The organism is Cupriavidus sp. GW823-FHT07A04 (assembly GCF_058794615.1).
Genome location: NZ_JBXAHA010000002.1, coordinates 223,243 through 240,654, shown reverse-complemented (window position 1 = coordinate 240,654; position 17,412 = coordinate 223,243). Strand labels below are relative to the sequence as shown.

Annotated in this window: 21 protein-coding genes and 1 pseudogene; 14 read left to right on the top strand and 8 right to left on the bottom strand. The window is 63.5% G+C overall.

All coding sequences use genetic code 11. From position 1 onward, the window contains the following. Nucleotides 1-28: 28 nt before the first annotated feature. Nucleotides 29-940: a YihY/virulence factor BrkB family protein gene (locus AC1Q7Q_RS04380; protein WP_492371981.1), complete on the bottom strand. Its 912-nt coding sequence runs from the start codon at nt 938-940 to the stop codon at nt 29-31. 343 nt (nt 941-1,283) lie between these two features. Here AC1Q7Q_RS04380 and AC1Q7Q_RS04375 point away from each other — a divergent pair, with 343 nt between their 5' ends. Further along, the gene (locus AC1Q7Q_RS04375; protein ID WP_492371980.1) at nt 1,284-2,531 is read left to right on the top strand and encodes an AI-2E family transporter; all 1,248 of its coding nucleotides are present in this window, start codon (nt 1,284-1,286) and stop codon (nt 2,529-2,531) included. Between the two features lie 7 nt (nt 2,532-2,538). On the opposite strand, the gene AC1Q7Q_RS04370 is transcribed toward AC1Q7Q_RS04375, so the two are convergent. After that, nucleotides 2,539-2,904, bottom strand: coding sequence for a hypothetical protein (locus AC1Q7Q_RS04370; RefSeq protein ID WP_492371979.1), 366 nt, complete (start codon nt 2,902-2,904; stop codon nt 2,539-2,541). Nucleotides 2,905-3,153: 249 nt separating this feature from the next. Here AC1Q7Q_RS04370 and AC1Q7Q_RS04365 point away from each other — a divergent pair, with 249 nt between their 5' ends. Beyond that, on the top strand, nt 3,154-3,957 hold the full coding sequence (locus tag AC1Q7Q_RS04365) for a MetQ/NlpA family ABC transporter substrate-binding protein (RefSeq protein WP_492371978.1): 804 nt from the start codon (nt 3,154-3,156) through the stop codon (nt 3,955-3,957). Nucleotides 3,958-3,986: 29 nt separating this feature from the next. Here AC1Q7Q_RS04365 and AC1Q7Q_RS04360 read toward each other — a convergent pair whose 3' ends face one another. After that, nucleotides 3,987-4,580, bottom strand: coding sequence for a 2-hydroxychromene-2-carboxylate isomerase (locus AC1Q7Q_RS04360; RefSeq protein ID WP_492371977.1), 594 nt, complete (start codon nt 4,578-4,580; stop codon nt 3,987-3,989). A 91-nt stretch (nt 4,581-4,671) separates the two neighbouring features. Further along, nucleotides 4,672-5,400: an SDR family oxidoreductase gene (locus tag AC1Q7Q_RS04355; RefSeq protein WP_150985585.1), complete on the bottom strand. Its 729-nt coding sequence runs from the start codon at nt 5,398-5,400 to the stop codon at nt 4,672-4,674. Between the two features lie 191 nt (nt 5,401-5,591). Between AC1Q7Q_RS04355 and AC1Q7Q_RS04350 the strand changes: the two genes are divergently transcribed. Together AC1Q7Q_RS04350 and AC1Q7Q_RS04345 are read left to right on the top strand one after the other, a co-directional pair. Beyond that, the gene (locus AC1Q7Q_RS04350) at nt 5,592-6,170 is read left to right on the top strand and encodes a TetR/AcrR family transcriptional regulator (RefSeq protein WP_492371976.1); all 579 of its coding nucleotides are present in this window, start codon (nt 5,592-5,594) and stop codon (nt 6,168-6,170) included. A 55-nt stretch (nt 6,171-6,225) separates the two neighbouring features. Further along, a complete protein-coding gene (locus tag AC1Q7Q_RS04345) occupies nt 6,226-6,858 on the top strand; it encodes an MlaC/ttg2D family ABC transporter substrate-binding protein (RefSeq protein ID WP_492371975.1) in 633 nt (210 codons plus the stop codon). Nucleotides 6,859-6,968: 110 nt separating this feature from the next. Here the strand turns inward: AC1Q7Q_RS04345 and AC1Q7Q_RS04340 are convergent, their stop codons facing one another. Next, on the bottom strand, nt 6,969-7,724 hold the full coding sequence (locus AC1Q7Q_RS04340) for a hypothetical protein (RefSeq protein WP_492371974.1): 756 nt from the start codon (nt 7,722-7,724) through the stop codon (nt 6,969-6,971). Between the two features lie 225 nt (nt 7,725-7,949). Between AC1Q7Q_RS04340 and AC1Q7Q_RS04335 the strand changes: the two genes are divergently transcribed. Both AC1Q7Q_RS04335 and AC1Q7Q_RS04330 read left to right on the top strand, forming a co-directional pair. After that, nucleotides 7,950-8,420, top strand: coding sequence for an SRPBCC family protein (locus AC1Q7Q_RS04335; RefSeq protein WP_492371973.1), 471 nt, complete (start codon nt 7,950-7,952; stop codon nt 8,418-8,420). Nucleotides 8,421-8,620: 200 nt separating this feature from the next. Then, nucleotides 8,621-8,971 carry a VOC family protein gene (locus tag AC1Q7Q_RS04330; protein ID WP_492371972.1) on the top strand — a complete coding sequence of 117 codons (351 nt, stop codon included), beginning with the start codon at nt 8,621-8,623 and terminating at the stop codon, nt 8,969-8,971. 55 nt (nt 8,972-9,026) lie between these two features. On the opposite strand, the gene AC1Q7Q_RS04325 is transcribed toward AC1Q7Q_RS04330, so the two are convergent. Continuing rightward, a complete protein-coding gene (locus AC1Q7Q_RS04325; protein WP_492372074.1) occupies nt 9,027-9,674 on the bottom strand; it encodes a LysE family translocator in 648 nt (215 codons plus the stop codon). Nucleotides 9,675-9,774: 100 nt separating this feature from the next. On the opposite strand from AC1Q7Q_RS04325, the gene AC1Q7Q_RS04320 reads away from it, so the two are divergent. Both AC1Q7Q_RS04320 and AC1Q7Q_RS04315 read left to right on the top strand, forming a co-directional pair. Then, nucleotides 9,775-10,623 carry a LysR substrate-binding domain-containing protein gene (locus AC1Q7Q_RS04320; protein WP_492371971.1) on the top strand — a complete coding sequence of 283 codons (849 nt, stop codon included), beginning with the start codon at nt 9,775-9,777 and terminating at the stop codon, nt 10,621-10,623. A gap of 516 nt (nt 10,624-11,139) precedes the next feature. Then, complete coding sequence (locus AC1Q7Q_RS04315) at nt 11,140-11,673, top strand: hypothetical protein (RefSeq protein ID WP_492372073.1); 534 nt, start codon at nt 11,140-11,142, stop codon at nt 11,671-11,673. Nucleotides 11,674-11,794: 121 nt separating this feature from the next. Here the strand turns inward: AC1Q7Q_RS04315 and AC1Q7Q_RS04310 are convergent. Together AC1Q7Q_RS04310 and AC1Q7Q_RS04305 are read right to left on the bottom strand one after the other, a co-directional pair. Then, a pseudogene (locus AC1Q7Q_RS04310) lies at nt 11,795-12,032 on the bottom strand (patatin-like phospholipase family protein); the annotation flags it as partial. A 317-nt stretch (nt 12,033-12,349) separates the two neighbouring features. Beyond that, nucleotides 12,350-13,258 (bottom strand): LysR family transcriptional regulator, encoded by a 909-nt coding sequence (locus tag AC1Q7Q_RS04305; RefSeq protein ID WP_492371970.1) that lies wholly within the window; start codon nt 13,256-13,258, stop codon nt 12,350-12,352. Nucleotides 13,259-13,381: 123 nt separating this feature from the next. Between AC1Q7Q_RS04305 and AC1Q7Q_RS04300 the strand changes: the two genes are divergently transcribed. The 6 genes from AC1Q7Q_RS04300 (at nt 13,382) to AC1Q7Q_RS04275 (ending at nt 17,388) form a co-directional block, all read left to right on the top strand. After that, on the top strand, nt 13,382-14,263 hold the full coding sequence (locus AC1Q7Q_RS04300) for a pirin family protein (protein WP_492371969.1): 882 nt from the start codon (nt 13,382-13,384) through the stop codon (nt 14,261-14,263). A gap of 65 nt (nt 14,264-14,328) precedes the next feature. After that, on the top strand, nt 14,329-14,955 hold the full coding sequence (gene ycaC / locus AC1Q7Q_RS04295; protein WP_492371968.1) for an isochorismate family cysteine hydrolase YcaC: 627 nt from the start codon (nt 14,329-14,331) through the stop codon (nt 14,953-14,955). 194 nt (nt 14,956-15,149) lie between these two features. Beyond that, nucleotides 15,150-15,476, top strand: coding sequence for a polymorphic toxin type 8 domain-containing protein (locus AC1Q7Q_RS04290; RefSeq protein WP_492371967.1), 327 nt, complete (start codon nt 15,150-15,152; stop codon nt 15,474-15,476). 143 nt (nt 15,477-15,619) lie between these two features. After that, the gene (locus AC1Q7Q_RS04285; protein WP_492387131.1) at nt 15,620-15,763 is read left to right on the top strand and encodes a hypothetical protein; all 144 of its coding nucleotides are present in this window, start codon (nt 15,620-15,622) and stop codon (nt 15,761-15,763) included. After that, entirely contained in the window at nt 15,760-16,095 is a 336-nt protein-coding gene (locus AC1Q7Q_RS04280; protein WP_492371966.1) for a hypothetical protein, read from the top strand. The genes AC1Q7Q_RS04285 and AC1Q7Q_RS04280 overlap by 4 nt, the downstream gene beginning before the upstream one ends. Before the next feature lie 537 nt (nt 16,096-16,632). Continuing rightward, the gene (locus AC1Q7Q_RS04275; protein ID WP_492371965.1) at nt 16,633-17,388 is read left to right on the top strand and encodes a PadR family transcriptional regulator; all 756 of its coding nucleotides are present in this window, start codon (nt 16,633-16,635) and stop codon (nt 17,386-17,388) included. Nucleotides 17,389-17,412 lie beyond the last annotated feature (24 nt).

Sequence of the window (17,412 nt, the reverse complement as noted above, 5' to 3'; positions counted from 1 at the left end):
TGGGCCCTGGGCTCGTGTGCGCAGCGGCTCAGGTGTGAAAGGTCTCGGTTTCGGTTTCCGCCTCCGCCTGCCCTTGCGCATCGAGGCCGCCGCGCTCGAACTCCGCGATCACCTGCGCTCCGAGCAGCAGCAAGGTGGCGGCAATCTCCAGGCTCAGCAGCACGACAATCGCGGTGGTGAGCGAGCCATACACCACGCTCACCTGCGACAACGTGGCGAAGTACCAGACCAGCACGTGGCGCGAGACCTCCCACAGCAGCGCGGCGCTCACCGCGCCGATCAGCGCATGGCGCACAGACAAGCGGCCCACCGGCATCACCAGGTAGAGGGAGGCCAGTAGCAGGATCTCCCCCGCCAGCCCGAGCAGGTAGAGCAGGGTGCCGGAGACCCGGTCGAGTGACAGGTCGTGGCCCAGCACTTCCACATGCCGCGCGCCTAAGGCCTGCAGGCTGCCCGAGACCACCGTCACCAGCAGCAGGCCGACGCTGAGCACGACGATGTAGCAGTACGGCAGCACCGCCGATACCAGGAAGTGGCGGCGGCGGATCGCCACCCGGTGCACAAAGATCACCGACATGGCGTTCTCCAGCACCGTGAACGCCAGCGAGCTGAAAAAGATCATGCTCGCCAGCAGCACCCAGCCGATCACCCCGCGGTTCGCCAGGAAGCTGGCCAGCTCGCCCACCAGCGCGCGGGATTGTCCCGGCAGCAACCATTCCAGGTAGCGCGACAAGGTGGCCAGCAGCGATGCCGGGTCGATCACATGGGACAGCGCGATCACCATCAGGATCAGCAAGGGCACGATCGACAGCAGGGCGTAGTACGCCACCGCGCCCGCGAGCAGCAAGCCCTGGTTGGCCCGGAATTGCCGGAGCGTGCGCAGTACGAAGCGCCACGGGTGTTTCAGCACCAGTCGGGCGCGCGCGTCGAGTATCTGCATGGCAGAGGATGTGTCAGTTCGTCATGGCAGGGGCAGCAGGAAAAAGCGCAGGCCACGGCGCGTTGCGGGTTGGGTTGTCTGGTTGGGAGGTCTGTATGACTGGCAGGGAGGTTACTTTCGCGGCGCATCCGTGTTCTCTCAATGTGGTGCATCGCGCGCCGCACGGCAAGCCGTGGTTGTCCTACACAGGCTTGCGGCATTCTCCGACAGAAACGCCGGCAGGCAAGGCTATGCTTGGATGAAGCATGGCGCGCGCTGCGCGCACAGGCCAATTGCCTCGCCGGCATTCACGCGACACTTCACGCGACACGTACGCGACCATCACGACAGGAACCGCAATCCAATGGCTGATCTGAACGCCGGCCCCGCTGTGGCTAGCCAGTCGTCTGTCTCCGCGGATGCCAGTGACGGCGCCGGCGAAGGCCAGCGGGCTCCTGCAGCCAGCCAGCCGCCGGCGCCGCCTGAAGCCGCGGCTGCGGGCGCATCGGCGGCCCAGCCTGCGGTGGCCGCAAACCTTCCCGTACCGGCCAGGCGCGGCGAAATGCCACTGACCATCCTCGCGGTGCTCGCGTCGCTCTACACGCTGCACCTGGCTAGCGCTTTCGTGATCCCCGTGGTGCTGGCGGTGGTCGTCGCCTACATGCTCGATCCGCTGGTCACCGTGCTGTGCGGCCGGCGCATTCCGCGCGTGCTCGGCGCCTCGCTGGTGCTGCTGGCGCTGCTGGCCAGCGTGGTCTGCTGCGCATACCTGTTGCAGGATCAGGTTGCTAGCCTGATCGACCGTTTGCCGGAAGTGGCCACCAAGCTGTCGCGCTCCGTGGGCGCCTTGCTCAGCGGAGACGACTCGATGGTGCAAAAGATCCGGCGGGCGGCCACGGTGCTGGGCGGCACCGGGCAAGGGCCGCCCGTGCGTGGCTCCCCGATCGTGGTGGAGCGCGCCGGGGATTCGCTCAACAATATCCTGCTGGCAGGTTCGGTCGGCGTCTTTGCCGTCGCCGGGCAGGCCGCGGTGGTGTTGTTCCTCGCCTTCTTCATGCTGGTGTCCGGCGACATGTTCAAACGCAAGTTCATCAAGATGGCGGGTACCACGCTGTCGCAGAAGAAGATCAGCGTGCACATGCTCGACGAGATCAACCGGCAGATCCAGCGCTATATGGTGATGCTGCTGGTCACCAACGCCATGGTGGGCGTGCTGACCTGGTTCCTGCTGAAATGGCTGCAAGTAGAGAACGCCGGCACGTGGGCGCTGGCCGCCGCGGCGTTGCACCTGGTGCCTTACTTCGGTGCGGTGCTCATCGCGGTTTGCATTGGGCTTGCCGCCTTCATGCAGTCGGGCGACTTCGCGCTGGCGGCCATGGCGGCAGGCGGCTCGCTGCTGGTCGCCACGCTGATCGGCGCGCTGGTGACCACCTGGATGACGGGGCGCATGGCCAAGATGAACGCCGTCGCGGTGTTCGTCGTGCTGCTGCTCTTCACCTGGCTATGGGGCCCCTGGGGCGTGCTGCTGGCGATTCCCATCGCCGTGATCGCCAAGGTGGTGGCTGACCATGTGGAGGGGCTGGAAGTGGTGGCGGAGTTTCTGGGCGAGTGAGGTTGGCTCAATCCGCAGCCAAAAAACTCGCCACCAGGGCCGCCACATCGGGCGGGACCGCATCCGCCGCGCACGCCCGCAGATGCAGCGTCTGTCCCGTCGGCAGCGTCATTGCCGCATCCCGCTCGCCAAAACGCAACGTGCCTTCGGCAAACACGCGCTCCTGGCAATCTCCCTGGCTCATCGACACAAACTGCAACGGCAGCGCTTGCTGCGGGCCATTGCCCGCGGCTATCCACAGCCACTGGTATTTGCGCGAACGCGGCGCATCGGCGGGCAAGCCGAGGCGCTTGATTTCCAGTACTGTGCCCGCGGCTGCGGTGAAGGCATAGAGAATCTCGCAGGCGGGCGATGCTGGAAGGGTTTGCGTCATGGCGGGCTGGATATCTGCAGGAAACTGGAGCGCGATTCTACCCGCAGCCGAGCGCGCCCGCGCCGCGCACGCCACGCATATCGATAGGCGAACACCTTCATTCCCTGCCCATGGCCGCGGCGCTAACATCGCTGCCAAGCGAGCCGGCATCACAAGTGCCGGTCGCGCCTTGATCACAGCGGCCAGCTTGCGCGCCGCCGCGCATCGGCGCGGCGCGCGAAGAGCCGCAACCCTGAGTGTGGAGCCTGCATGCAACGCCGTAGTCTATTCAAATCCATCGCCCTGGCCGCCGCCATGATCGTGTTGCCGGCCGCGCACGCCGCCGACCAGGTGGTGCGCCTTGGCACCATGAGCGGTCCCGACGCGCAGATCTGGGAGGTCGTGCGCACCGTGGCCAAGCGCAGCGGCCTGGACGTGAAGATCATCGAGTTCAACGACTATGCGCAGCCGAATGCCGCGCTGGATGCCGGGGACCTGGACGCCAACAGCTTCCAGCACCAGCCCTTTCTCGACAGCCAGATCGAGGCGCGGCGCTACAAGATCGCCAATGTCGGCCTGACGTACGTGGCGCCAATGGGCTTTTACTCGAAGAAGCTCAAGTCGCTGAAGGCACTGCCGGACGGCGCCAAGGTGGGCATCCAGAACGATCCCTCCAATGGCAACCGCGCGCTGCTGCTGTTGCAGAAAGAAGGCCTGGTCACGCTGCGCGACGGCGCCGGCAAGAACGGCAAGAACGCCACGCCGCTCGATATCAAGTCCAATCCCCGCAAGCTGAAGATCGTGGAACTGGACTCGGCCATCCTGCCGCGCTCGCTCGATGACCTGGCCGTGGCTTCCATCAATACCGACTACGCGGTCAAGGCCGGCCTCAGCCCGGCCAAGGATGCGATTGCCACCGAAGACCTGCGCGGCCCCTATGCCAACCTGATCGCGGTGCGCACGCAGGACAAGGACAAGCCGTGGGTCAAGCCGCTGGTGGCGGCCTACCAGTCGCAGGAAGTGCGCGACTTCCTGGCCACGCAGTTCAAGGGAGCGATCTTGCCGGCGTTCTGACGGCGCGCGCTTTCGAGGGATAGCGCCGGCTATGCGGCCAGCGCTTCCTCGACAAACAGCAGGCGGTCATTGCCCCAGAACAATTCGTCGCCGACGAAAAAGCTCGGGACACCGAACACGCCGCGTGCTACCGCGGCCTCGGTGGCCTGCTTGAGCGCATCCTTCACCGCCGGGTCATCGATCATCGCCAGCACCTGGCGCGCGTCGAACCCGGCGGCTGTGAGCGCGGCGCCAATCTCGGCGGGGTCGTTCAGGTTACGTTGCTGCTCCCACATGGCGGCGAAGATTGTCTCCACATAGCGGTGGAACGCGGCTTCGTCCTGCAACTGGAAGCCGATCGCGGCGCGCATCAGCGCCAGCGTGTTGACCGGGAAATGCGGATTCTGCTGCAGGTTGGCACCGTACCGGCGCGACCAGCGCGCGGTGTCGGTCTTCGACCAGCGGCCCTTGGCGGGGATCTCCGCGGGGCTGTGGTTGCCGGTGGCCTTGAACACGCCGCCCAGCAGGATGGGCCGCCATACGATCTGCGCGCCGGTGCGCTGTGCCACGCGCGGCAATTCCTTGTAGGCCAGGTAGGAATACGGGCTGCCGAAGTCAAAATAGAATTCCACTTGCTTGCTCATGTCGTCGTCTCCGCTTGTTGTGGTGTTTTTTTGCTGATGGCTTTCATGGCTTTCATGGCTTCCATGGTTTTGAGGCTTTGGCCCGCAGCGCTTACCACGGCTCGATCCACGGGCGGATATCTAGCTCGTGTGTCCACGCGTCGCGCGGCTGCTGGTGCAGCATCCAGTAGGTGTCGGCGATGTGTTCCGGATTGACGATGCCGTCGTCCTGCTTGGTGGCGTAGCGGTCGGGGAAGTTCGAGCGGATGAAATCGGTGTCGATGGCGGCGTCCACAACCAGGTGCGCCACATGGATATTCTTCGGCCCCAGCTCTCGCGCCATGCTCTGGGCTAGCGCGCGCAGGGCATGCTTGGCGCCCGCAAAGGCGCTCATGCCATCGCGCCCGCGCAGGCTGGCGGTTGCACCGGTGAAGAAAATCGAGCCGTGCCCGCGCGGCAGCATCACGCGGGCGGCCTCGCGCCCCATCAGGAAGCCGCCGAAGCAGGCCATCTCCCAGACCTTGAAGTACACGCGGGATGTGGTTTCCAGCACGGAAAACCGTACATTGGCGCCGATATTGAAGATTGCCACCTCCAGCGGCGCGATCTCGCGCTCGATGCGCTCGATCAGCGCCACCGTCTCGTCCTCCTTGCGGGCATCGCAGGCAAAGCCGTAGGCCTCGCCGCCCTCTGCACGGATCTGCTCGACCAGCGGAGTGAGCTTGTCGGCGCTGCGGCGCGTCACGCAAGCGATATAGCCCTCGCGGGCAAAACGGCGCGCAATCGCGCCGCCAGTGGCGTCGCCGGCACCCACCACAAGGATGGCTTTCTTGTTGGACATGACTTGTCTCCAGTCTTGGAATGATCCGCCGGCCATGGCCGGGCGGGCTTTCTGCGTTCGTGCCCACGCTGGCCGCTTCCATCGGAAGTGGATCCGGCATAAGATAAACGATCGTTTATTAAACGAACGTTATGGTATGAATGCGGGTCGCGTCAAGCGGCATCTGCCCCAGGACAATCTCAGGAACTGCAATGCGTTATTCCGCAACTCACAAAGCTGCCACCCGCGAGCGGGTGCTGGAGGCCAGCGGCGCGCTGGTCAAGCGCGAGGGCTTTGCGTCGACCGGCGTTGACCAGCTGATGGGCGCCGCCGGTCTGACCGGCGGGGCGTTCTACAGCCATTTCGATTCCAAGCAGGCATTGCTGCGCGAAGTGATCGAGCGCGAGCTGCAGCGCAGCCGGGAGCTGTTGCTGCCCGACGGGGAGGCAGGCGATGGCGCCTGGCTGGCCAGGATGCTGGATTGCTACCTCACCATGGGCCATGTGCGGCATCCGGAGACGGGCTGCCCGTTGCCCAGCCTGGGCGCGGAGATCGCCCGCGCCGATGCGGACACGCGCCAGGCCTGCGAGGATGGCATGGTGGCCATGCAACTGGAGCTGGCGGTAAGGCTGGGGAGCGGGGAGGCGGCCTGGGGCGTCATGTCCCAGTGCGTCGGGGCGCTGATGCTGGCGCGCACGGTGGCCAACCAGGATGTGGCCAGGGAGATATTGAAGGGGGCACGGACGATGTTGGAGCGTGCTGGCGGTGCGGCGGGTGACGTGCGGGTGTAGCGCAACGCGCTTTGTTTTAACATGCGGGCTGCACATTCAGACAGGACTCCCACCGATGAGGAACGTATTCCTGATTCCCGTTGTTTCGGCCTTGCTTGCCTTTGGCAGTGCGGCCTGCGCCCAGGTCGATGACCAGTCGAAGCCGCAGGCGCTGATCCAGACCGTGACGCAGCAGTTGCTGCGTGAGGTGCGCACCCGCGCGGTCGCGCCGGGCGATATCCAGCGCATCACGACGATCGTGAACAAGGACATCCTTCCGTACACCGATCTGAACCGCACCACGCAGCTCGCCATGGGCCGTTACTGGCGCACCGCGACGCCGGCGCAGCAGCAACAAGTGGTGGAGCAGTTCAAGCTGCTGCTGATCCACACCTATGCCGGCGCTATCGCGCAACTCCGCCCGGACCAGCAGATCGAGTATCCACCGTCGCGCATCGAGCCGGCCGAGACGGATGTGGTGGTGCGCACGGTCGCCACCAATATGAAAAGCGGCCAGCCTGTGCAGATCGATTACCGTCTGCACAAGACGCCGGAAGGCTGGCGCGTGTATGACCTGAACGTGCTGGGCGCCTGGCTGGTGCAGACCTACCGGCAGAAATTCAACGACAGGATTCAGCAAAGCGGGGTGGATGGGCTGATCCAGTCACTGACCGAGCGCAATGAGCGGCTTGTGTCTGGCAGGCAGTAGGGGAGTCCAAGGGGCCATGCGGGCTGTATGCCTTGGATCCGGAGCGACTGTCCGGTTGATGGCAGCACCCGTGCGCCCAGTCAGGGCAAACCGCTGCATGACCCTGACGATTAGGCGGCCCGGCACCACCGGCCAGAATCCGGGCACACAGCGGCCCTTGCACCGTTCAGCCAGACTTGCTCTTCATTCAGTGGCAACGAGGTCGAAGGGGCGGTGTCGAAGGCAACCTGAAGTGCGTGCGCAACATGGGTATCTTCGATGGGAAGCTCCCAGGTCAGGAATAGCTGGATGCAATCCTGGTCGGGCGGAAAGTCGGCCGCGTTAAAACTGCCGCTGTGGCGTTGAATCACGCCATGGGGCTGGCAAGTATCGAATATCACCGCCGTACCCCGGGACAGGGGAATTCGAAGACCCAGCGAGGGAAAATGCAAGTCCTGGTCCCTGTCTTCGCTCAGGAAGAGATTGCAAAAGGCCGCACCGCCATACTGCGCACCATCATGGTGGTACCTCGCGCCGCGGCAGGCCATGAGGGCGACGTCGCTGCCGGCAAGCACCCCGGGCAGTCCAAGCGCGCACGCCCAATCGGACGCCGCCTGCACGCAGTGCACGTAGTCCGGCCAGCGCGCCCGCGCTCGTGCCAAAGGCATTGCCTCGACATCCCCGGGTTCCAGGACCATGCGGGACGATATCTCCCTGGCCCAGTCCGCAAGCAGGCGTGCAGGGGGCACAGGCACGTCGACCGTGCCGCATAACACGATGTCACTGACGCATCGACTGCGGATGCCGTCGCCGCTCCAGAAATAGGAAGTGAGGAGGTCTTGTGCTCGATGCTGTTGAGGGCGGTGGTTCATCTGTACCAGTGTCATGCGGCTGTATTGATACTGTAGCGGATCGTAGCGCGTCGGCCGCTGTTGGCTGTGGGTTCAACCGGTCAATGCCGCACACTAAGGGCTGTGAGAGCGGGGGGCTGCTGGTAAGCTCGCCGCTTGTAGTGTATTGCGATCATCTACGGGCTGTCTCAGGTAGCTCACGGATTTCGAACCCCACTTTCGCGAGTGGGGAATCCACGCAACGATAGAAGAATCCTGATCATGGCTCAGCGTCGTATCGTGCTTACAATGCCGGCATCTGCCGCCGCAGCGTTTGAGGCCTTCCATAATCACGAGAAACGGTTGATATGGGACACATTGCTGTCGGTTGCTTATGTGGAGGGCGGCGGGACGCATCCCCACGTAGGTGCCATCACCACGAATCTCGGTCGTGGCTGGAAGAAACTTCTTGGCATGCGGACGCAATTCGTCAGCTACGATCCTCCCAGAATTGCCGCAGCGACCATCATTGCCCCTACCGGCCTGTTCGCATTCTGGGGCGCTTCGATGCGACACCGTGACCTTGGTCATGGCGCCTCGGAGCTGATTTACACATTCAACATCAAGCTACGCCCACAGCTGTTGGGGCGCATTCTGGATCCATTCGTGGCCAAGGTCTTCGAGTTGGAAACGCGTCGACGCTTTGCTGCGATGGCTGCCTACTTGCGACAACGGAAGCCGGGAGATGACTGACTGCATTGGGGTGGCGCTTCCCGCTGATCGGTTTCATCAAACTGCTATCTGTTGCATCGACCGGTTGAATCCTCACCCAGAAGCAGTTGTTCAAGAATGTCATCCTTTCCAATAGGCGCAGCCTGCTGCCGGGGGGGAGCGGTCGAAGCCGTATGGTAGTGTCCCGCTATATTTCCCTCCACACGCCTATCGAGGTCGCAATGAAAGTCAAACGCATCGTTGCAAATATCAGCACGCAAGCCGTAGGCGACGCGAAGGACTTCTACGGGAGAGTATTTGGCCTCGACCTGCTGATGGATCATGGCTGGATTGCCACGTACGGGTCATCGGAGAGGATGGAAGCGCAGATTAGTTTCGCTTCACAAGGCGGATCAGACACGCCGACGCCGGATCTTTCGATCGAAGTGGACGACATTGTCGCTGCACTTGAGCGCGTAAAGTCGGCAGGGATTCCCATCGAGTACGGCCCGGTCGACGAACCATGGGGCGTACGGCGCTTCTATGTTCGCGACCCATTTGGCAAGCTGATCAATGTGCTCGCTCACACCTGACGCGCAGGTCTGCTACGGGGGCAGGTGCGCTGGCAATGGCAGGCAACCGCAACAGTCAGCCAATTCCCGCCAGTCTTCGGGCGTCGAGCATCATGTTCGCGCCCAGCACAAGCAGAACCGCGCCCATGGCCCAGCGCTGGGCCAGCAGGAGTCCCGGCCGGCGGGACAGGAGGGTTGCCATGCTGCCAGAGCAGATTGCCACGGCGCCGTTGACGGTGGCGAACGCGACAATCAACGAGGACCCGAGCACGAGCGATTGCTCGAGGACGTTGCCGTTCCGATAGTTGATGAACTGCGGCAGAACTGACAGGAAGGTCATCGCCAGCTTGGGATTCAACAGGCTGGTGGTGGCGCCCATCGCGAACAGCCGTCGGGGGCGTTCGTGCGGCAGGTCGCGGACTTCGAGCGGGGAGCGGCCACCAGGCTTCACGGCCTGCCATGCCAGATAGAACAGATAGGCAGCGCCCACCGTGCCCAGGATGCTGCTGGCGTAGGGCACGCTCAGGAAAAATGCCGTGATGCCAAACGCCGCGCCAAACATATAGAAAAGGTATCCGAGCATGACGCCAGCGAGGGACACGAGCCCGGCCTTGCGTCCTTGCGCAATGGAGCGTGACATCACGTAGACCATGTTCGGGCCCGGCGTCACGGCTAGCATGCCCCCAACCGCTAAAAATCCGTAGATCGATTCCGCACCGTGCATTTTCGGGGTTCCCCAGTGGACATTGACCGCAGTATCCACTTGGTGAGTGGCCGAGTAAAACGGGTTAAACTGACGTTTTTATTCAGATTTTCTGATTAATATGAAAAAGCTTGATCTGGACGTCATTGAGATGGTGGTGGCGGTCGCCGACACCGGCTCGTTTGCGCGGGGGGCAGAGACCGTACACCGGTCCGCGTCGGCGGTGAGCATGCAGATCAAGGCGCTTGAGGAGTCGCTTGGGAAGCCGCTGTTTGTGCGGACCACGCGGCACGTGACGATTACCGCCGAGGGAAAGACGCTGCTGGACTATGGCCGTCGCATGCTCGCGATGCGGGAGGAGGCGTGGGCGTCGATCGTGCGCCCGGAGATGAAGGGGCGCGTCACCATCGGCGTGCCTGACGACTACGCCTCATCGTTGCTGCCGTCGGTCCTCAGACAGTTCGCGGTGGCGCACCCGCGAGTGGAAATCCGGGTGATCGGCATGCCTAGCAGTGCGCTCGTGCCATTGCTCAAGGACAACACGCTCGACCTGGCCTGCCTGACTAAAGCCAAGGGCATCGCCGGCGAATTCATCCGGTTCGAGCCGATGGTCTGGGTCGGGTCGGCCGTGAGGAAAGTGTGGAACGAGCGCCCGCTGCCCATCGCCGTTTTCGCCCATGGCAGCACGGCGCGCGCTAATGCCATCAGTGCGCTGCAGCGGGAGAACATAAAATACCGCATGTCCTACGAAAGCCCGAGCCTGCTGGGCCTTGTCAGCATGGTCGAAGCGGGGCTTGCGGTGGCCCCCCTGGCGAGATGCAGCGTACCCGGGCATCTTGTTCAGCTATCCCAGAGCGACGGCTTGCCACCACTGGCCGAACTCGAAATCGTCCTCGCCCGCAGTTCCCGGTCCGCGCGACCTCCCTGCGATTATCTCGCTGAGCAGATCCTGGTTGAATTGAGCACCTGAGGAAAACCTGAGCGATCACGCATGGTGAAGCGTCCATCGACGCATGGAGAGGGGTAGGTCAGTCCGTGGCGGGTGTCAACGGTGGCAGCTTCCACGTGCCATTCATCGCCGCCTCGCTTGGCCCGCAGGCTTGGCCATGGTGCTGCAGTTTTGTGTTGTAGTTCTCGATCATCGGGAATGCATAGATATAGGCATCCCTCGCAATGGCACGGGTTTCGTCCTGCAGTTCTCGCCGTGTGAATTAAGCCTTGTGGCGAGCGCGATATCCGGAATGGGTGAGTCAGGCGGCACTTTCGGCTGATTTCACCTTCTACCCCGTCCGATATGAAATCTTTCAACAGGCATGCCGCGTGGCGCCATTGCGCGCTATGTTCAACTCCGAAGTACCGCTGCGTGCCGCGTGCCCCGGCGGCCTCCAAGTTACTTCGTATCCACGCTTTTTCACTTGTCAGGACAGCCATGCCAAATCGTCGGTTGATTCCCCGTTCCCTGCACGCGCTGAGCCTTGGCGCGGCCATGCTATTCGCACCGCTCGTCCACGCCGCGCCGCCGGGCCCCGTCGGCGTGGCGGAGGAAACCGTGATCTCCGGGCGCATCGTTTCGATCGATCCGGAATCGAAGGCGGTGCTGGTGCAAGGCCCGCGCGGCAATGTCGCCGAGCTGATCGGTGGCGACGAAGTCAAGAATTTCAAGCAGATCAAGAAGGGCGACTTGGTCACGCTGACCCGCGCGGCGGCCGTGGTCACCACGCTGGAGCCGGTCGATAGCAAGGACATGCCGCTGGCGGAGTCGGTGGAGCGCACCGCGCGCGCTGGCGAGGGCGACAAGCCTGGCTTTGCGCGCGAGATCACAACCACGGTGACGGCGGAGATCACCAAGGTCGATGCGAAGCACCGTACCGTGACCTTCCGTGGTCCGCGCGAGACGCTGCGCACGGTGAAAGTCCAGGACCCCAACATCGACCTGGGCAAGCTCAAGGCGGGCCGCCTTGCCAAGCTCGTCTATCGCGAGGTCATCTCGATTGTGGTGACGTCGGCGCCGAAGTCGTAAGGCGCGCTGACAAGCCGGCTGGTCTGGCCGACTTGCGCATCGGTGCGCCACTCGGCGCCGAGCGAATTGATCCACGTGCGGCGGTAGCTGGCGTTCAGGTTGAAAAAGGCATCCCCGCGAAAATCCCCGACACGATGCCCTTTGGCAGCAGCAAGCCATTCCCGCTGACCCCGATTTCCGGGGTGAACAGGTTGGTATGGTCGTCGAGCTTGCGGCGAATCGCCAGACTCCTGCCGGGGCGCACGCTCCTTGAACAGCTTCTCGGTCGACAAGCCGCCGACCAGTTGCGCCATCTCCTTCGGTGCCATGCCGGTGGCGTACGCGGCACCCACCAGCGAGCCCATGCTGGTGCCGGCGATGCTGGGCTTGCTGGGTCGGGGTCTGCCTTTGGCGGGGTACACGATGGGCTTCTGCGCCTGGGCTTGCGTGGACCCAGTGGCACATAGCAAAAGACCAACGGCTAGGCGTTGCAGTCGCATGGCCTGTTCCTCGGGTGATCGGCGGTGCCTCATGCAATGGCGCTGGCTGCACCATCCAACCGCGCGTTTTCCATGTTCGATCATGACTGCGGGCAGGGCAATTGAGTGTTTTCTTTTTTGGCCCGTGGTTGTGCTGCAAAAGGTGGTTGGGCAGTGGTGTGGCTAGCGATGTGTCGGCTTGCCCGCCAGCGCTTTGCCTACGCCTCCACAAGCGCCTCGAAGCGCAGGGCAAGAAAGTCGATTAGAGCACGCACCGCAGGCAGCAGGCCCCGGCGCGAAGGGTACACGGCATGAATGACGCCGCCCTTTGGCCGCCACTCTGGCACCAGCATGACCAGCTGGCCTAGTTTCAACTCGTCCTCCACCACCATGCTCGGCAGCGCCACCGCGCCCACCCCGGCCAGTGCGGCCAGGCGCAGGGCCAGCATGTCGTCGGTGACCAGCCGCGGGCTATGGCGGATTTCCACGCTGGCGCCCTCCGGCCCCTGCAGCCGCCAGCTATGCGTGGGCTGCGGCGGGCCCCAGTCCAGCGTGGGCAGCTCGGCCACGTCGGCCGGCACGGCGGGCATGGTGCGGCCCGCCAGCAGCGCGGGGCTGGCCAGCAGGCACCACGCGCGGGTGGCCAGCGTGCGCATCACCAGGTCGCTGTCGCTCAAAGGCGGCACCCGCACCCGGATCGCCACGTCGATGCGCTCGGCAATCACGTCCACGCGGCGGTTGGTCGCCTCGAGATGCACGATGACCTTTGGGTAGGCCGCCATGAATTCAGCGATCATGGCGCCGATCCGCGCGTGCAGCAGCGCCACCGGGCAGGTCACCCGCACGATGCCCTGGGGCTCCGAGTGCGTCAGGTCGATGGCCTGCTGCGCGGCATCGGCCTCCACCAGCATGGCCTTGCAGTGCGTGTAGTAGCTCTGCCCGATCTCGGTCACGGAGAAATGCCGCGTCGAGCGCTGGATAAGGCGCGTGCCCAGGCGTTCTTCGAGTTCGCCCACGCGGCGGCTCAGCTTGGACTTAGGGATGCCCAACGCACGGCTTGCCGGCGCAAAGCCCTGATGGTCCACCACCTGGGCAAAGTAGAAAAGGTCGTTGAGGTCGGGATGCATCGGGTCATCGTCCTATCAATAGGACACTGAGGATAGCGCATGGAGGCTACCGGCGTTCCTGCCGCAGGCCTAAGCTGGTCTTCGTCAGGGGCAAAGCCTGCCCGCCACCGTTCAGGAGTTCCCATGAAGAAGATCAGCGGCACCTACCGTGCCCCGCATGCCCATTGGGTGGGCGACGGCTTTCCCGTGCGCACGCTGTTCTCGCAGCAAAGCCTTGGCAGTCACCTGAGCCCCTTCCTGATGCTCGACCATGCGGGCCCGGCTGAGTTCTCGCCTGCCGCCCGGCGGCGCGGCGTGGGCGAGCATCCGCACCGCGGCTTCGAGACGGTGACCATCGTCTACCAGGGCGAGTTGGAGCATCGCGATTCCACGGGGCAGGGCGGGCGCATCGGCCCCGGCGACGTGCAATGGATGACGGCAGCGTCCGGCATCCTGCATGAGGAGTTCCACTCGGAGGCCTTCACCCGCACCGGCGGCACGCTGGAAATGGTGCAATTGTGGGTGAACTTGCGCGCCAGCGACAAGATGGCCGCGCCCGGCTACCAGACCATCGTGTCGGCGCAGATCCCGTCGGTGCAGTTGCCCGGCGGCGCCGGCCAGGTGCGCGTGATTGCGGGCGAGTATCGGGGCACAGGCGAAAGCGCACGCGGGCCGGCACACACCTTCACGCCAATGGACGTATGGGACGTACAACTGCGCCACGGCGCGGACGTGGACCTGCCTGCTCCCGAGGGGCGCACCGTGGCACTGGTGGTGCTGCGCGGCAATGTGCTGGTCAACGGCAGCGAGGCCGCCCAAGCCGGGCAGATGGTGCTGCTCGATCGCGCGGGCGCCGGATTCGCGCTGGCGGCCACAAGCGACGCGCTGGTGCTGGTGCTGCATGGCGACGCCATCGACGAGCCGGTGGCGACCTACGGGCCGTTCGTGATGAACACCGAGGAAGAGATCAAGCAAGCGCTGCAGGATTTTCGCAGCGGCCGCTTCGGGCAGATCGAAGCGGCGTAGTCAGCGTCGGACGCTAACCCATTCGACGTCAATCGCAAATCGTGAGTTAATGAAAGGAGATTCTCATGGCAACCCCCTACAAGCGCCTGGACAAGAGCCAGGCCGCCGTCCTCCTGGTCGATCACCAGGCCGGCCTGCTATCGCTGGTCCGCGATATCGAGCCGGACAAGTTCAAGAACAATGTGCTCGCGCTGGCGGATCTGGCCAAGTATTTCAACCTGCCCACCGTCCTCACCACCAGCTTCGAAGATGGCCCGAACGGGCCGCTGGTGCAGGAGCTCAAGCAGACCTTTCCCGATGCACCCTACATTGCGCGCCCCGGCCAGATCAATGCCTGGGACAACGAGGATTTCACCAAGGCGGTCAAGGCCACCGGGCGCAAGCAGTTGATCATCGCGGGCGTGGTGACCGAAGTCTGCGTGGCTTTCCCGGCATTGTCGGCGATGGCCGAAGGCTACGACGTATTTGTGGTCACGGATGCATCGGGCACCTTCAACGAGATCACCCGCAACGCCGCATGGGCCCGCATGGAGCAAGCCGGGGCGCAGATGCTGAGCTGGTTCGGCGTGGCCTGCGAACTGCACCGCGACTGGCGCAACGATATCGAAGGGTTGGGCACGCTGTTTGCCAATCACATTCCCGACTATCGCAACCTGATGGCGAGCTATAGCACGGTGAAGGCTGGCAAGTAGCGTTGGACATACAGCCCCGCCCAAAAGGGCGAACCGGGTCGGGGCTGGGACGGGCCCCGCTTCTTGGTCCATGGCGCACGCATCTGCTGCCCACATTGCGCTACACAATGCAAAATTCTTGTTAAAAGTGGTGCGATTTCGGACTTGTCCGATGTGAATGGCGAACATTCTTCGGTGGCCTGACCCGCTACCCCGTGTTTGCGTTGGTTGACGTGTTGTCGCTCGCGGGCCCCTCACCTTTACCATTGCCGCGCACTGCGGCCCAGACATGGCAAACGAATCGACCGGCAAGGGCGGTCAGCAATCCTATTTCCTCGAGGTGCCCGCGCGGCGAGTGCCGCCGAGCTGTCGGCGGTGTCAAGGATTCTGGTAAACAAGCCAACATCAAGGCGCCGCCTGGATACGAGCTTGCACACCGTCCCTGGTTCGAGAATGATGCTGGTCTGCAAAAATGCCAAGCTCCGGTTCTCCTGGTACGGGAGAGCTTAGTCTGCCGAAACCGGGCGCACTTCCGTAGGTGAGGAGCGATGTCTAAAGCGCGCGCAATTGGAACATCAATAGATGCTATCCGTGCTGCTGAGGCTGAATTGGGACTCACGCTACCCAGATCTTTCTCGGATTGGCTCTTAGTGAACAATGGGAGATCTTTGGTTCCACGACGCACATGCTCGTGCCGCTGGCGCGGCTGGACGAAACGCTGGTCGAAGCCGCGTTCCTGGCCACCGGGACCAACGGGCAGTCGTGCAGGTGCCGGCCAACACCCGACACGCCCGTCAACGGTATGTCGAAAATGGAGAGTATTGAATGATGGCAAAGGATTATTCGGTCTGGGACATTGATGAGTTGGTGGCGGCGTACGCCAACGTCCCTGACCTAGCCGAGACCGTGAGAACGGGTATGGAGGCGTTGTTCAAGTTTATGGAGACCGAGGGTCTGCTTACATGTCGCGTCACCGACGAGCAAGGTCAGGTGGTTAAACGGCAGATCATGGCAAGCCAGATAACGGAGGAAGGCAACCGACTCAGCAGTGGCCCCAAAAATCCCGTGCATAGATGGTTAGGTTCCAAGGGGGGACAGAAGAACCCGCCGGATCTGAAGATGCTGGAGAAGGCGCTGGCAGAAATCCGGGCTGGAAACTAAGAAAGACAAGGCGCGAGTAGGCTTCATTGGCACGTCAAAGGCCCCTGAACCAAGAACTGAGAATCCCATGTAACCAGTTCGCGTTGTTCGATGCCGAATTCGGCCAGTGGCACTTTGTGCCACGCGCTGCGATAGGCGAGCTTATGGAGGGAGTTACCTGCTTGGCCGATGGCTAGGGAAAATGGCGTTACCACGTCTAGCGTGCATGGCATTCGATCAGTATCGCGAATAGACCAGCCCATCGAGGGCCCAAAACGCCTCTGGTCACGAGCCTGGAGGAGAGCAGTGAAGCCAGCATCACTGACACCTGCCCGTGGAACGTGATGCGGCGATTCTTTTGCCTGCCTGCCGATGTGATCGCGTCCGACAACCCAGCGGTCGCCGACGCATCGAGTCGGAAGGCAGGATCTGGATTTGTCGCTATGACGCGGCCGGCCGTCTGCGATTCCCCCGGTCTCGCCTGCAAATCTCGCCTTGACATCCTTACGTACGATATATATCGTAAGATATGTTTTTCGATACGTAGGAGCTGCGACGATGCGTCACCACCCCATTCTGGGCAGGCTTAGCCATCACATGCTTGCCCATCTGTCTTCCCACTTTTCGTCCCACTTTTCGTCCCATTCCTCGCACCACGGCGAGCGCCATGGCCGCCAAGCCATTGGCCGCCACCACCACGGCGGTGGCCCCGGCGGCTTCTTTGGTGGCGGCGGCGATGGCTTCGACGGCGACGGCGATAGCTGGCGGCGTGGCCGCAAGTTCAGCTCGGATGATCTTCAACTCATGCTGCTGTCCTTGCTGGAAGAAAAGCCCAGCCATGGCTATGAGCTGATCAAGGCGCTGGAGGCCCGCACCAACGGCTTCTACAAGCCCAGCCCGGGCATGGTCTATCCGGCCCTGACCTTCCTCGAAGAACTTGGCTACGCTACGGTGGACACCGAGGGCAACAAAAAGCGCTATCAGCTGGCGGGGCCGGGCCTGGCCCATCTCGACGCCAACCGTGAGCGGCTGGCCCTGATGCTCAACAAGCTCAAGCACGTGGCGCGCAAGATGGAGTGGGTGCGGCGCGCGCTGTCGGGCGAAGCCGCCGAGCCGGGTGCGGCGGGCGTAGCCGCCGACGAGCGTGAAGCCGCGGGCGGCTGGCTGCCCGAGTTCGTCGAGGCGCGCGTGGCGCTCAAGCGGGCGCTGCTGCTGCGCACCGATGCCACGCCGGACGAGCAGCGCCGCATCGCCGCCATCCTGGCGCGGGCAACCGCCGAGATCAACGCCGGCCAGGGCGGCCAGGGTGCCTAGTGCTGACCCGCATCCCGACACTCC

Coding starts and splice junctions, on each gene's coding strand:
- AC1Q7Q_RS04340 (WP_492371974.1), bottom strand. CDS start 7,724: ATGACACTGGTACAGATGAACCACCGCCCTCAACAGCATCGAGCACAA.
- AC1Q7Q_RS04345 (WP_492371975.1), top strand. CDS start 6,226: ATGAGGAACGTATTCCTGATTCCCGTTGTTTCGGCCTTGCTTGCCTTT.
- AC1Q7Q_RS04360 (WP_492371977.1), bottom strand. CDS start 4,580: ATGAGCAAGCAAGTGGAATTCTATTTTGACTTCGGCAGCCCGTATTCC.
- AC1Q7Q_RS04350 (WP_492371976.1), top strand. CDS start 5,592: ATGCGTTATTCCGCAACTCACAAAGCTGCCACCCGCGAGCGGGTGCTG.
- AC1Q7Q_RS04305 (WP_492371970.1), bottom strand. CDS start 13,258: ATGCATCCCGACCTCAACGACCTTTTCTACTTTGCCCAGGTGGTGGAC.
- AC1Q7Q_RS04320 (WP_492371971.1), top strand. CDS start 9,775: ATGAAAAAGCTTGATCTGGACGTCATTGAGATGGTGGTGGCGGTCGCC.
- AC1Q7Q_RS04325 (WP_492372074.1), bottom strand. CDS start 9,674: ATGCACGGTGCGGAATCGATCTACGGATTTTTAGCGGTTGGGGGCATG.
- AC1Q7Q_RS04315 (WP_492372073.1), top strand. CDS start 11,140: ATGCTATTCGCACCGCTCGTCCACGCCGCGCCGCCGGGCCCCGTCGGC.
- AC1Q7Q_RS04375 (WP_492371980.1), top strand. CDS start 1,284: ATGGCTGATCTGAACGCCGGCCCCGCTGTGGCTAGCCAGTCGTCTGTC.
- AC1Q7Q_RS04380 (WP_492371981.1), bottom strand. CDS start 940: ATGCAGATACTCGACGCGCGCGCCCGACTGGTGCTGAAACACCCGTGG.
- AC1Q7Q_RS04300 (WP_492371969.1), top strand. CDS start 13,382: ATGAAGAAGATCAGCGGCACCTACCGTGCCCCGCATGCCCATTGGGTG.
- AC1Q7Q_RS04370 (WP_492371979.1), bottom strand. CDS start 2,904: ATGACGCAAACCCTTCCAGCATCGCCCGCCTGCGAGATTCTCTATGCC.
- AC1Q7Q_RS04355 (WP_150985585.1), bottom strand. CDS start 5,400: ATGTCCAACAAGAAAGCCATCCTTGTGGTGGGTGCCGGCGACGCCACT.
- AC1Q7Q_RS04280 (WP_492371966.1), top strand. CDS start 15,760: ATGATGGCAAAGGATTATTCGGTCTGGGACATTGATGAGTTGGTGGCG.
- AC1Q7Q_RS04365 (WP_492371978.1), top strand. CDS start 3,154: ATGCAACGCCGTAGTCTATTCAAATCCATCGCCCTGGCCGCCGCCATG.
- AC1Q7Q_RS04285 (WP_492387131.1), top strand. CDS start 15,620: ATGCTCGTGCCGCTGGCGCGGCTGGACGAAACGCTGGTCGAAGCCGCG.
- ycaC (WP_492371968.1), top strand. CDS start 14,329: ATGGCAACCCCCTACAAGCGCCTGGACAAGAGCCAGGCCGCCGTCCTC.
- AC1Q7Q_RS04335 (WP_492371973.1), top strand. CDS start 7,950: ATGGCTCAGCGTCGTATCGTGCTTACAATGCCGGCATCTGCCGCCGCA.
- AC1Q7Q_RS04330 (WP_492371972.1), top strand. CDS start 8,621: ATGAAAGTCAAACGCATCGTTGCAAATATCAGCACGCAAGCCGTAGGC.
- AC1Q7Q_RS04275 (WP_492371965.1), top strand. CDS start 16,633: ATGCGTCACCACCCCATTCTGGGCAGGCTTAGCCATCACATGCTTGCC.